This is a genomic window from Streptomyces sp. NPDC052043, from assembly GCF_044548235.1.
Classification (GTDB): Bacteria; Actinomycetota; Actinomycetes; order Streptomycetales; family Streptomycetaceae; genus Streptomyces.
Genome location: NZ_JBIUBT010000003.1, coordinates 627,526 through 638,991 on the forward strand (window position 1 = coordinate 627,526; position 11,466 = coordinate 638,991).

General features: G+C 73.3%; 16 protein-coding genes. 2 read left to right on the forward strand and 14 right to left on the reverse strand.

What is annotated here, in order from left to right:
- Nucleotides 1-6 precede the first annotated feature (6 nt).
- The 4 genes from ACIHCX_RS10785 to ACIHCX_RS10800 form a co-directional block, all read right to left on the reverse strand.
- Nucleotides 7-474, reverse strand: coding sequence for a hypothetical protein (locus ACIHCX_RS10785; protein ID WP_400028563.1), 468 nt, complete (start codon nucleotides 472-474; stop codon nucleotides 7-9).
- A complete protein-coding gene (locus tag ACIHCX_RS10790; RefSeq protein WP_400028564.1) occupies nucleotides 471-2,585 on the reverse strand; it encodes a hypothetical protein in 2,115 nt (704 codons plus the stop codon). Before ACIHCX_RS10790 ends, ACIHCX_RS10785 begins: the two co-directional genes overlap by 4 nt.
- Nucleotides 2,586-2,595: 10 nt before the next feature.
- Nucleotides 2,596-4,083, reverse strand: a complete 1,488-nt coding sequence (locus ACIHCX_RS10795; protein ID WP_400028565.1) for a hypothetical protein — start codon at nucleotides 4,081-4,083, stop codon at nucleotides 2,596-2,598.
- 124 nt (nucleotides 4,084-4,207) lie between these two features.
- Complete coding sequence (locus ACIHCX_RS10800; RefSeq protein WP_400028566.1) at nucleotides 4,208-5,464, reverse strand: DUF2637 domain-containing protein; 1,257 nt, start codon at nucleotides 5,462-5,464, stop codon at nucleotides 4,208-4,210.
- A 145-nt stretch (nucleotides 5,465-5,609) separates the two neighbouring features.
- On the opposite strand from ACIHCX_RS10800, the gene ACIHCX_RS10805 reads away from it, so the two are divergent.
- A complete protein-coding gene (locus ACIHCX_RS10805) occupies nucleotides 5,610-5,873 on the forward strand; it encodes a hypothetical protein (protein ID WP_400028567.1) in 264 nt (87 codons plus the stop codon).
- Nucleotides 5,874-5,967: 94 nt separating this feature from the next.
- On the forward strand, nucleotides 5,968-6,189 hold the full coding sequence (locus ACIHCX_RS10810; protein ID WP_400028568.1) for a hypothetical protein: 222 nt from the start codon (nucleotides 5,968-5,970) through the stop codon (nucleotides 6,187-6,189).
- Nucleotides 6,190-6,199: 10 nt separating this feature from the next.
- Here ACIHCX_RS10810 and ACIHCX_RS10815 read toward each other — a convergent pair whose 3' ends face one another.
- From ACIHCX_RS10815 to ACIHCX_RS10860, 10 genes are all read right to left on the reverse strand, one after another.
- Entirely contained in the window at nucleotides 6,200-6,430 is a 231-nt protein-coding gene (locus tag ACIHCX_RS10815) for a hypothetical protein (protein WP_400028569.1), read from the reverse strand.
- Nucleotides 6,431-6,699: 269 nt separating this feature from the next.
- Nucleotides 6,700-7,692 (reverse strand): hypothetical protein, encoded by a 993-nt coding sequence (locus ACIHCX_RS10820; RefSeq protein WP_400028570.1) that lies wholly within the window; start codon nucleotides 7,690-7,692, stop codon nucleotides 6,700-6,702.
- Between the two features lie 143 nt (nucleotides 7,693-7,835).
- Nucleotides 7,836-8,174, reverse strand: a complete 339-nt coding sequence (locus ACIHCX_RS10825) for a hypothetical protein (RefSeq protein ID WP_400028571.1) — start codon at nucleotides 8,172-8,174, stop codon at nucleotides 7,836-7,838.
- A 33-nt stretch (nucleotides 8,175-8,207) separates the two neighbouring features.
- Nucleotides 8,208-8,417, reverse strand: coding sequence for a hypothetical protein (locus ACIHCX_RS10830; RefSeq protein ID WP_400028572.1), 210 nt, complete (start codon nucleotides 8,415-8,417; stop codon nucleotides 8,208-8,210).
- Complete coding sequence (locus ACIHCX_RS10835; RefSeq protein ID WP_400028573.1) at nucleotides 8,414-8,989, reverse strand: hypothetical protein; 576 nt, start codon at nucleotides 8,987-8,989, stop codon at nucleotides 8,414-8,416. The genes ACIHCX_RS10830 and ACIHCX_RS10835 overlap by 4 nt, the downstream gene beginning before the upstream one ends.
- A gap of 35 nt (nucleotides 8,990-9,024) precedes the next feature.
- Nucleotides 9,025-9,249, reverse strand: a complete 225-nt coding sequence (locus ACIHCX_RS10840) for a hypothetical protein (protein WP_400028574.1) — start codon at nucleotides 9,247-9,249, stop codon at nucleotides 9,025-9,027.
- Nucleotides 9,246-9,884, reverse strand: coding sequence for a hypothetical protein (locus ACIHCX_RS10845; RefSeq protein ID WP_400028575.1), 639 nt, complete (start codon nucleotides 9,882-9,884; stop codon nucleotides 9,246-9,248). Before ACIHCX_RS10845 ends, ACIHCX_RS10840 begins: the two co-directional genes overlap by 4 nt.
- Entirely contained in the window at nucleotides 9,881-10,648 is a 768-nt protein-coding gene (locus ACIHCX_RS10850) for a hypothetical protein (RefSeq protein ID WP_400028576.1), read from the reverse strand. Before ACIHCX_RS10850 ends, ACIHCX_RS10845 begins: the two co-directional genes overlap by 4 nt.
- An 11-nt stretch (nucleotides 10,649-10,659) precedes the next feature.
- Nucleotides 10,660-11,013, reverse strand: coding sequence for a hypothetical protein (locus tag ACIHCX_RS10855; RefSeq protein ID WP_400028577.1), 354 nt, complete (start codon nucleotides 11,011-11,013; stop codon nucleotides 10,660-10,662).
- A complete protein-coding gene (locus tag ACIHCX_RS10860; RefSeq protein ID WP_400028578.1) occupies nucleotides 11,010-11,465 on the reverse strand; it encodes a hypothetical protein in 456 nt (151 codons plus the stop codon). The genes ACIHCX_RS10855 and ACIHCX_RS10860 overlap by 4 nt, the downstream gene beginning before the upstream one ends.
- Nucleotide 11,466 lies beyond the last annotated feature (1 nt).

Below are 11,466 nucleotides of genomic sequence, written 5' to 3' on the forward strand. Positions count from 1 at the left end.
TGGCTGCTACCTGCGCGGCCCGTTCTGCGACTTCCAACCGGCCAGTAACCCGCGATTGTTCGTGATGTACGTCGGTGCCTCGCGCATCGCTCGGCGGCCGGTCGGCAGTGCCCACACGAGCGCGAAGATCGCGGCCGCGGCGAGCAGTTGCACGATCGAGCCGACGAGTATCTGCAGCGCCTGCATGCCGAAGTACGCGCCGACGCCGACGCCGGCGGCGAACACGCCGCGGGCGGCGGTGCGCTGTGCCTGCGGGTCGAGCCCGGAAGCGGCTGGCTGCGGTATGGCCGCGGCGGGCACGTACTCGGGCCCGTACTGGGGGTGCAGCATGCCGTCGATGCGCACGTACCCGATCACGCGCATGCCGGGCGGCGGGGCGGGCACGAGGTGCTGCTCGGCGGCGGGCACGACGGCGGCGGGGTAGACGAGTGGCGGTGCCGGCTCGGCTCGGCGGGTGTCGGGTACGTGGCTCACTGCGGGGTGTCTCCGTTCGAGGGGCGCACGGCGTAGCGGCCGTACTTGGGTTGGTGCACGCGCGGGTCGGCGCCGAGCCATCGGCCGATCGTGGCGGCGTGCGGCACCTCGACGTCGGGGTGCAGGCGGGCGATCGAGTCGCGGATCGCCTCGGGCCCGATGCCGGTCGGGCCGGACTTGAGCACGATCTCGAACACGAGCTGCTTGCGCGGGTCGCCGCCGGCCGGCTGCGCCTCGTCGAGTGCGGCGGGCGGGGTGTACGAGAGTCCGCTCGCCTCGAAGATTTCGCGCGCTTGCCGTTCGAGGTCGGGGTCGCGCGCCGTCGCGTCGTCGATCTGCTCGTGAATGCGCCGCATGGCTGCGTCGGCGTCGGCGATCGCGGCGTCGCCGGTCGGCAGCGTCTCGGCATCCTGCGCCGGGCTGTCCCAATCGGCAGTTGGGTCGGTCCATCCCTCGCGTACCGGCTGCTCGGGCTCGGCCTCGGACTCGTCGACGGCGACTGGCTGCGGCTGCACTGCACCGGTGAACAGATAGTCGCAGTCGTCCCACCTGCGCTCGTACGCCTCGCCCGCCGCCCGACGCGACAACTCGTCGAGCTCGGGCCGGTACTCGGCAGTCGCGACGACGATCCGTGCGATCTCGGCCGGGGTGATCCGGTACGCCTGGAAGGGGCGCGCAGGCTTGTCGAGCACCTTGACGGCACCGGTGCCGGGCTCGGGCATGTCCTCGGGCCCGATCCGGTCGCCCCACCCCATCAGATAGTTGATCTCGCGTTCGTCGGACTGCATCCCGACCTTGAGACCGGACTGCACGACGAGCTGCGGCTCGTCGAGCACATCGCCCGTCGCGCGGAGCGCGGACATCATGATGTTGCAGGCGACCGCGCGGGCGAGCTCGACGACCTCGATCAACAGGTCGCCCGCCTTGCGCAGCGTCGGGTTCTTGCGCGCCTTGCCCGAGTACAGCTCGGCGATCTCGTCGGCGTTCGTGATGATCGCGGGTACCTCGGGCGACACCGGAATCTTGTCGTCGTTGTGCTCGATCATCAGGTCGGCGTATCCGGGCTTGCGAGCCTTCGAGATCCGCAGCAGCGCCGCAGCCATGGCGAGCGCCTTTTCGGGGGTGTCGGCGACCCAATCGATCGGCGGCCGGCCGGGGCGCCCCGCCTTGTGCCATGCGCGCAGCCACGGCAGCGCGAGCCCGCCGCCGTTCAAGTCGAGCACCCACACGAGCGCGTCGATCATGCGTACCTGACCGGCGATCCACACGTGCATCAGGTTCGACTTACCCGAGCCACGCCGGCCCGTTGCGATCCCGGTGAGCTCGCGGCAGACCGGCGACGCTTCGGATCCGTCGCGGTGCACGCCCATCTGCAACCCGTCGTTGTACGAGCGGGGCGCGTAGTCGTCGGGGTACATGCGCGGTTCGCCGGCGGTCTGGTTGACGGTCTCGATGTTCGCGAGGAAGCTGCCGCGGTCGGCGCCCTCGGTGATCTCGACCGTGCAGCCGTTCGGCAGTCGGGCGTCGCCGGCGAGTCCATCCTGCACGCGCTGCACGCTGCGCCACGTGTGCCCGCCCTCGGGCAGTACGCAGTCGAGGGTGAACCCGCCGCCCTCGGCCCACGACTCGACGCCGACGACCTGCACGCCCTCGATGCCACTTACACGGGACAGACGAGCCGACCATTCCGCGGCGAGCGCCCGGTGCCGCCCCTGCACACTCGCGTACGCCTCGGCGGCCGCCTCGACCGCTTGCTGCTCGTCGGCTCGACGCCGGGCGGCACGGTTGCCCGCCATGCCGGCGCCGAGGGCGACGCCGCCCGCGGCGAGCGCGCCGAGACAGTTCATCGTCCACGGACCGGCGACGAGCGCCCACGAACACCACGCGCCCGCACCGACCCACGCGGCCGCGCGCAGTACGAGGCTGCCCCGGTCGGCGCCGGACCGCCGGCCCGCGATGTGCGAGCCGACGAGCCCGGCGCCTGCGACCGCGGCGCCCCACCAGGGGGTGACGCCGGCCGCGTTCGCCGCGTACGAGGCGGCGAGCGCGGAACCGGCGGCGCTGAGTGGGGCGGTGAAAGGACCGTGCCCCGACTCCCAATCGATCTGCACTGTCTGCCCCTTACAGGCTCGCGTCGGCGTTGCGGGATACGTCCCACATGGACTCGGCATGCCGGCCCTTGCGCGGCGCCTCGATACGGGCGATGTCGAGGTCGTGCAGCTTCCGGAACGCGGGTTGCAGCTCGCGGGCGAGCTCGGCCGCCTTCATCTGCAGTAGATAGACCTGTTTCATGATCTCGGTGATCCGCGGGTCGAGCGGCTGCTCGGCGTCGGCCCGAGCGGTGCTGATCTTCATGGCGTTCGCGATGTGCGTGAGCGCGTCGGGCAGCGCAGCGAAGTCGCGGCCGACCTGCATCATCCCGTCGGGCGAGTACGTCGTCGCGATCCGTTCGAGTTCCATCGCAGGTGCAAGGAAGTGATGTCCGCCGGACATACGTCCTCCAAAGGTCGAGGGGGAACCGCCGGCGGTCGCCGGGCGGCGTACATAGGGAGCGATCGGGGGCGGCGTCGACGCGATCGCCGGTCCGGTCATCGCGGGTCCGGCGGCCGCCTTGCGTGCCGCTCGGTTCTTGCGGCGGCGCTGCCACACGGCGCGCAGCGTGTCGAGTCCGGCTCGCATGCTGCGGTGCCACACCGCCGAGGCGAGCCCGGCGATCCCGGCGAGTGCGCCATCCCACAGCGCGCCGGCGGCACGGCCGGTTCGGCGAGCTGCTGCTCGACGGGCAGTCGCGCTCTTGCGCCACAGCGCGCGGACCGGGGCGGCAGCCCAGCGCCCCGCGCGGCCGACACCGCGGGCGGCGGCCGCGATGCCGCGCCCCGTACCGCGGATCGCGCGCCCCGTGCCCGCCATGCCGCGGCGGGCGGCGCTCGCGGCGGGGCGCAGCATGCCGAGCCGGCTGCGGGTGCGGGGCGCGCGCTTCCTGGTCGAGGGCGAGGTGTCGCCCCGCTTGGGGCGCCGATGCTTGTCCGCACCCGTAGGCGAGGGCAGTCGGGGCGACTTGAGCCGTCCCGCGCCCCGACCGCCGAGCGAGCCGAGGGCGCCCCGGCGGGTACGTCCCGCACCGCCCCGCCCCGCGGATCCCGCCCCGAGGGCGCCGCCCCGACGAGACGAACCGCCCCGCCCCGAGCCGCCGCCCCGCCCTGCACCCCCGGACGCCCCGCCCCGAGTACGCCCTCGGGACGTCGAGCCCGCCCCGGTGCGGATGCGCCCCGTCCCGGTCGTGGTGCGCGAGCGGACGGTTCGCCGGCGCTGCAGGGCGCTGCCCGCGGCGAGGGCGACGACGGTTCCGGCGGCGGCCGCGAGCCCGATCGCGCCGGCTGCCTGATACGCGGCGGTCGCCGCGACAGCGGTTCCGTTTCCGGCGCCGATCACGAGCGGCTCGATCGGCACACCGCCACGGCGGCGGGTGCGGCGCTGCGTCGGCTCGGTGTCGGCCGGCTCGACGGCCGGCGCCGGTACGGGTGCGGGTGCGGGCGGCGGCGCGGGCGCCTCGACGGGCGGTTCGGGCGCGGCCGCGGCGGGTGCGGGCGGTGCTTCGGTGTTCGCCACCGTGCTACTCCTTCACTGCGACTGCGGTCGTAGTTGCTGCAGGGGTGTGTCTGCGGGCGGTTTTGGCGGGTCAGAGGGGGGTCGGGGGCGAACTGTGACTGCAGTTGCAGTCACAGTCAGACCGTCACGTGCCGGTCAGTGCGCGGACGTTCGACGAGCCGCGCTCGAGCAGCTTCGGTTCGTCGCGCTCGATCTCGTCGCGCAGCTTCTGCGCGTGCCGTCGGGACTTGTAGGGGTAGCCGTGCAGCGCCTCGGCCTCGAGCAGTGCGACGATCCGGCCCTCGCCCGGGCGGGCGTCGAGCTCGTCGTACAGCGCGCGGATCTTCCGCTTCACCTCGGCGCGGGTCGGCGGCCGCTGCTCGTCGCGCGGCGCCTCGCCCTCGTCGTCTCCCTCGTCGGCGGGGCGCTCGGGGGCGCCCTCGGTGTCCGGGGCGGGCTCGTCGGGGGCGCCCTCGTCGGCGGGGGCGTCGTCCTGCGGGGCGCCCTGGGCATCGGGGGCGGGGCGCTCGGGGGCGCCCTCGCTCGGGGCGGCCGAGGGCGGGGCGGGCAGTGCCGGGGCGCCCTGCGGGGCGGGGGCGAATGTCGGGGCGCCCTCCCACATCGGGTCGTCGAACGGGGCGCTCTCATCCCACGCCGGGTCGTACCCGTCGACGGTCGGGGCGCCCTCGGCCGGGGCGGGGGCGACGTCGACCGGGGCGAGGGGGCGCCCGTACCGCGTGAGCCGGTACGCGATGACGACCTCGACGGGCGCCTTACGCCGCCACCACCACCCGTACCGGGCGCGCAGCCGAGCCCGCTCGACGAGCCGCGACTGTTCGAGGGCGATCACCTCGTCGTACGAACGCAGTTCCCACAGCTTCATACGCCGCCACAGCCGGAACGTGGACAGCGGCGACAGCAGCCACCGCGACAGCCGCACCGATTCCATATGCCGGGCGGCGCTGATGTCCGCGGCGACCCCGACCGCGTGCCGTGCCGCCTCGACGACGGCGACGAACAGTACGGGGATCACGGCGTGCATGCCGACGCCGATCGGGTCGGGCCACGCGGCCGCGCCGTTGAACGCGATCGTCGCCGCGGTGAGCAGCCACGCGATATGACGCAGCATCGGCAGCGGCATGCGCAGCCACGTGAGCAGCAGATCGAGGGCGAGCAGCACGAGAATGCCGGCGTCGAGCCCGATCGGGAAGATCATCGCGAACGTGCCGAACCCCTTCGCGTGCGCGAGAGCGCGAACCGCTGCGTACGAGCCGATGAACCCGATCAGGGCGATCACGGCGGCGCCGACCGCTACGCCGGCGATGATGCGGCGCTGCAGGGCGGTGAGCTGCGATCGGTCACGCTCGGGTGTGGTGTGACGCTCGCCGTTACTATCAGCCACGGATCGGCCCTCTGCTCGACGTTGGGGGCACGGTCCGCCCCGGCCGTATGGCGTTCGCGGCGCCGGCCGGGGCGTCCGGTTGTGCGGGTTCGACGGTAGGTGAACCTGCTTTACAGTGTCAACTAGGTTAGGGCAGGATGAGCGCATGCCAGAGCGGGAAGAGCCGCAGTCGACGGACGCGAGCGAAGGGGAACCGACGTTGGTGAACATGTCGCAGCTCGCCGTCGAGCTCGGCGTGTCACGGCAGGCGCTGCACACATGGCGCCGCCATCACGACGACTTTCCGCAGCCACAGCGCCGGCCGGGCAGTACCCGCGACGAGTGGGATCTCGACGAGGTGCGCCGCTACTGGGATGCGCGCGACTTGCGCCCCGGCCAACGAACCGACCTACGCGCCGACGACGAGTAGTGACCCGGACCCCGCCCGATGTGGCGGGGTCGCTTTATGCCCGGACGGGGCATCCCGCGCTGCAGTCGTCGGCGGCCGGCCGGACCATGGCTGTATGGATGCGCCGCGCGTGATCGTGCACCCGCCGTCGGCGAGCGGCGGCCGGCGGGTGCGGGTCGGCGCCGAGGTGCTCGGCACTGCCTACTCGTTGCGTGACGTCGCCGAGTTCCTGCGCCGCGCCGGCCTCGAAGGGCTCGACGCGTCCGACGTCGCCGAGTCTGACCTGATCGAATGGCGCGGCGGCGGCCCCGACGAGTGGATGCCGCCGCCGCTGTGAGTCTGGAGAATCAGTCGCCGCCGCCCTTGACGATGTAGATCGCGATCGGGAGGGCGAGGGCGAGCGTCGTAGCGAAAGCACCCGCCCCGACGCCGGTCGCGTCGTAGACCGAGAGGTGCCCGACGACGCCCGCGAAGACGCCCGCAGCAAACCCGAGATCACCACAGCCGAGAATCAGCAACGTGATGAGGATCGCCCGCGAAGCGGTCTGCCGGGCGAGCGTGTTCTGTGTACTGTCCAAAGCAGGGCTCGTTTCTATGCAGGATTCGTGACCCCGAGGGACCCGTCGGTGCGCTGTGGAAGGTGACGCCGGCGGGTCCTCGCGTTGGGATGAATCTTCGGGCAGGCGCCCTCAGAAAAGCCAACACGATCAGGGCTTCTGAGACCCATCCCACACTTTTGACAACCACCCCATATCGGGCGCGTCTTGACGGGGAATCAGCCTTGCCTCGCATGTGGGACGGGGAAGCACGAGGGGCGCCCGCTGTCGAGCAACGGACGCCCCGCCCACTACGCCGCCGCACCCTGCCGAGCCCGAGCCGCAGCCCGCTGCCGCGCCCGAGCGTCGGCTCGCTTCCGACGCCGCGCGGCCGCGTCGAGGGCGACCTGCAGCGCGGCGAGCTGCGCCGGCGTCGACCAGGTGCGGCGGCCGCCGTCGAGCCCGACCGGCGCCTCGCAGCCCGGGCCAGCGCAGACGACGACGTCGTCGAGCCCGCCGCCGCGGTGCAGGGTGAGCTCGTCGCCGCAGTACGGGCACGGCCGGTCATCCATGGGGACGGCGTACCGGTCGCCGACCCCGCCGATCGTCCGCTCGATGCGGCGTGCCGCCTCGCGGGCGACGAGCGCGATCCGGGCGCGGTGCAGGCTGCTGATCGGCTTGCAGTGCGCGGTGTCGCCGTTGATCCGGGCGAGCAGCCACTCGGCGGCGCGTACAGCGGTGCGGCCGCTCGTGAACGACCAGCGCGCCGGGCTCGCAGCGTCCAGTGCCGCGAGCTCGTCGCGGCGAGCCCGGTCGGCGGCCGCGATCTGCGCCTCGCGCAGCGTGGCGTAACCGGAATGCTTGGCGGGCGCCATCGGGGCGAGGGGCGCGAGTTGCACCTCGGCGGCGATCTCGTCGGCGAGCGCGCACAGCGCGACCTCGACGGCGCGGCACGCGTCGACGACGTGCAGCCGCAGCGGCACGGGGCGCTCGCCGAGCACGAGCGCGTCGCGGTCGGCGCGCGGGGTGTGGGCGCGGCCCTCGCCGACGTAGTCGCAGTGCATGCACTCGTACTGCACGCGGCCGTGCTCGTCGCGGCGGGTGATGAGGCGCTGCGCGTGCTGCAGCGCGACGGCGACCTCGTCGCGGTCGTGGTCGTCGAGGGCGCGCAGGTACGCCGCGCGGTCCGTGTCGGGCTGCCACGGGGCGGGCGTCGAGGTGTCGATCAGGTCGCGCATGTCGGTCCAGTGGTCGAGGACGATCTGCAGGTCGTCGGCGGGGTGGCGGCGGGCGGTGTGCTGCATGGGTGTGCGCTCCTGATGGTGCGTGGGGCGTAGGCTGATCACACCGCGAAGGGGTGGCGGGGGCGCCCGGTTTGCTTGCCGGCTGTGGGGCGCCCCGCCGTCGAGTCAGGCTCGGGTTTCCGGAGCGCGAGCGATCACGCGGATTAGGCAGCCTCGATCTGATCCCACACGAGCCGTTGCGCCTCGAACGCCTGCGCCCGCGCGTTCATCAGCACGCGGTGCGCCTCGGCTGCCTCGGCTGCAGTCGCCGGTCGCTTGAGTTGCTGCAGGGGCACATCGCCGCCGACCGCGGCCGCGTCGAGGATCGCGTCGAGCGGCGCGAAGTCGACGGCGTCGCCGTGTGGCTGCAGGTGTCGCCATGCTCGGATCGAGTCGAACGCTGCGGCGAGCGCGTCGGCGCGGTCGCGGTGCGCCCACAGTGCGGCGCACGCTGCCTCGTATGCGTCGGGGGTCGGGCCTTTCAGGGCGGTCGGGTTGTCCACGGGTTTCCTCACAGTCTGTGGATGGCGGGCGGGTTACAGGGGCGGCAGATCGCGCATGCCGCGGCCGGCGGCTCGAGGTTTCTGCAGGCGGGTCACGGGGCGGGCGTATCCGTCGAGCGGGTTGCGCTCGCGCTCGTACAGCGCGTCGAGGGCGGCCGCGAGCTCGGCGTCGGTGAGCTCGCCGAGCGTCTCGACGTCGTCCTCGTCGAGGTCGGCGAGATCGTCGTGATCGAACGCGCTCATGCGGCTGCGCCCCCTTCGGTGTGCAGCCACGGGGCGAGCGCGCCGAGCACGACGTCGAGGCGCCCCTCGGTGCGGTCGGCGTCGGCACACCTGCAGGGCGAGGTGCGCTCGCACTTCGGGCATGGAACCGGCCGGCGCAGGGCGTGATCGAGGACGCGGCGCACGACGAGCGGAACGTCGCCCGCGCCCGTGGGCGCTGCGAGCTGCTCGTCGCCCTGGTCGAGGAACACGACCGCGGTCGCGCCCTGATGACCGTGGATGAGCTCGACCGACGCGCGGCCGCGGTCCCAATGCACCGTTGACGGGTGCTCGCCGCGCCATCGGATCGTTGCGGTTCCGTCGGGCCACAGCACGCCGTCGGCGACGTCGCCGAGCCCGCTGATCCCGGATATGTCCTTGTGGCGGCGCAGCACGAACCGCAGCGGTACGAGCTGCTGCTCGGGTCGCACGACGGTCCGGCCGGCGACTTCGCGGGTCGCCTCGTCGACGAGCGCCTGCGCCGCGTCGGGGTCGGTGTGCCGGCGGGCGAGGGCGAGCAGCGCGTCGACGGCGGTCATGTCCTGGTCGGCCATGATGGGTATCTCCCTCGGGCTGTGCGTACGGGTGATCAGGTGGCGGGCGGGGCGGGCTGTCGGTAGCGCAGGCTCACGCCGTACCCGCGGTCGTGGTCGATCTCGGCGACCGCGCGGGCGAGTTCGGCGAGGTGCCGAGCCGCGGCGGGGTCCGGCGTGCGGCGCTGCTGCTCGCGGCCGCGGGTGCGGCGAGGGCGGGCGCCGCCGAAAGTGCCGTCGGGCACCGCCTCGGCGAGCAGCCGATCGGCGTACACCTTCACGACTCGCCCCCGACCGCTTGTGCCTCCCACACGTCGCGCCGCGACGGGTGCGTGCCGACCATCTGCCGGCCGGTCGGCAGCCGGCACGGCCGCTTCTCCGACGCCCCGCACTTCGGGCAGTGCACGGCGAGCTCGGGCGGTCCGGCCGGCCGCTCGCGGCGCGGGTATCGGGTCTCTTTCGCCTCGCGGAATGCGTCGTTAGCGGGCACGAGTTCGGCGACCCGGCCGCCGCCGAGCCGGTCGCCGACCGCGGGCATCAGCTCGCGCAGTCCGACCGGCTCGGCGTCACCCCCGGCGACCGCGCCGCGGTGCGCGCGCAGCGCCCGCACGTACCCGCCGACGTCGTCGGGGTCGAGGTTCGGGTGATCCGTCGGCTCGAACGTGCCCGTCGACCTGCCGAGCCGGTCGCGCACCTGGTCGCGCCACCGTGACGCGATGTCCTTCGGCATGATCGGCCACGCCGACTCGGCGTAGTGCCGGCCGACTGCCTCGCCCGCGAACGCGAGGGGCACGTCGCGCAGGACAACCGCCCACATGGTGAGCTGCGCCCGCTGCTCGATGTGGTCGACCTTTACGACGCGGTCGTCGACGAGGGCGATCTGCGACAGCAGCTCGAGTGTTTCCTCGGGGCTCATGCGGGGTGTCCTCCGTTCATCTGCTGCCGCAGCGCTTCGAGTCCGGCGCGCTGCTGCTGCGACTTCGTCATGGCGCCGGGCAGCCGGTACACGTTGCTGCCGGGCTCGGGCGCCGGCTCGACGCGTTCGCGTTCGGCCCACTGCTGCCAGCGGCCGCCGAACCCGGCGGCACGCACGCCGTCGTCGGTCATGCGGCGCACGAACCGGCGGGTGAGCGTGTCGAGTTGCTGTGGGGTGAGCTGCGGCCGGCTCGCGTCGGCGCGGGCGAGCTGCGCCGCGCGCACGTCCTCGTCGGACGGTTGCCAGTCCGCGGGGATCGGCGCCGCCTCGGCGCGCTGCTCGCGGACTGGCGCGGGCGGCGGGGCGCCCTGGTCGCCGTCGTCGAGCGGAAGCTGCTCGCCTGCCCGTCCGGCGCGCTGCCGCCGTTTCTTCTCGGCCGCCCGGTCGCGCCGCGCCTCGACCTCGGCGCGAGTCGGGTTGTACGGCTCGAGATAGTCGTGAATGTAGAAGTCGCCGGGCGCCGGCTGCGCGCACTTCGCGTGTCGGCACGTGTGGCCGTGCTCGTGCCACAGACCGGCCGCGACCAACTTCCGCACCTGCGCGGGGGTGCCGTACATCTTCGCGATAACGCCGGGCACGATGCCGTCGGTCAGATGCTGCGCCGCATACGAGCCGCAGCGCAGCCACAGCCCGAGCGCTGCGTTACCCGCGGCGACGATCTTCGGGTGCATGTGACTGTTGTCGTCAACGACAAACCATGGCATCGGGTGAGCTCCTAACCGAGGGTTAGCTGTCCCTCGGGAACCGAGGTCGTACGGGTGCGGCGCGGCCGCGAGGCTGCGGCCGGCGGCGCCGTGCACTTGTGGTCGATCACGTGAGGGCGGGGGCAGCCCGCGGGATGGTTACGGCGGTCGACCCACGCGAGGTCGGGACCGCTCTTGCGCTGCCGCACACACCAGTCGAGCCGGTTCGGCTCGCGCAGCTCGGCGGCCGCCGCGGCGGTCAACTCATCGGCGTCGGCGGTCACATCGAGCGCCGCCCGGCGGCCGACGAGCTGCCGCAGTACGGTCCGGCCGCAGCGGCAGCGCACTCGGCGTGCGCCGCCACTGCCGGCCGGGGGGCGTGTCATCCGTACTGCTCGACTCGGCCGCCGTTCGCGGCGCGCTTACGCTCGCGCTCGCGTTCCTGGTGCGCCTCGAACTCGCCCTCGGTCGGGTGATCGGCGAGCAGATCGGCGATCATCGCCTCGACGTCGCGCGTGCCCGGCCCGAGCTCGTCGAGGGTGCCGTGCATCTTGCGGCGACGCATCATGGCGCGCATGACCTCGCGCACCTGCCGGATTTGGTCGTTGTCGGCCGCGACCTCGGCGAGCTTGACGCGCAGTTTCACTTGCGGGTCCTTGTCCTCGCCGGCGGCGTGCCCGGTGTACGTCGTCGACGCGAACTCGACGACCGCGACGATCCGCGAGCCGGGCGCCTCGAACAGTCCGCGGCGCAGCAGCGCGGGGATCGCTTGCTGCAGCATCCCGGCGGCGCTGTCGAGCTTGACCTCGACCTCGGCGTCGTTTTCGAGCTTGGGCATG

Coding starts and splice junctions, on each gene's coding strand:
- ACIHCX_RS10820 (WP_400028570.1), bottom strand. CDS start 7,692: ATGCAGCACACCGCCCGCCGCCACCCCGCCGACGACCTGCAGATCGTC.
- ACIHCX_RS10845 (WP_400028575.1), bottom strand. CDS start 9,884: ATGAGCCCCGAGGAAACACTCGAGCTGCTGTCGCAGATCGCCCTCGTC.
- ACIHCX_RS10860 (WP_400028578.1), bottom strand. CDS start 11,465: ATGCCCAAGCTCGAAAACGACGCCGAGGTCGAGGTCAAGCTCGACAGC.
- ACIHCX_RS10835 (WP_400028573.1), bottom strand. CDS start 8,989: ATGGCCGACCAGGACATGACCGCCGTCGACGCGCTGCTCGCCCTCGCC.
- ACIHCX_RS10855 (WP_400028577.1), bottom strand. CDS start 11,013: ATGACACGCCCCCCGGCCGGCAGTGGCGGCGCACGCCGAGTGCGCTGC.
- ACIHCX_RS10810 (WP_400028568.1), top strand. CDS start 5,968: ATGGATGCGCCGCGCGTGATCGTGCACCCGCCGTCGGCGAGCGGCGGC.
- ACIHCX_RS10805 (WP_400028567.1), top strand. CDS start 5,610: ATGCCAGAGCGGGAAGAGCCGCAGTCGACGGACGCGAGCGAAGGGGAA.
- ACIHCX_RS10850 (WP_400028576.1), bottom strand. CDS start 10,648: ATGCCATGGTTTGTCGTTGACGACAACAGTCACATGCACCCGAAGATC.
- ACIHCX_RS10830 (WP_400028572.1), bottom strand. CDS start 8,417: ATGAGCGCGTTCGATCACGACGATCTCGCCGACCTCGACGAGGACGAC.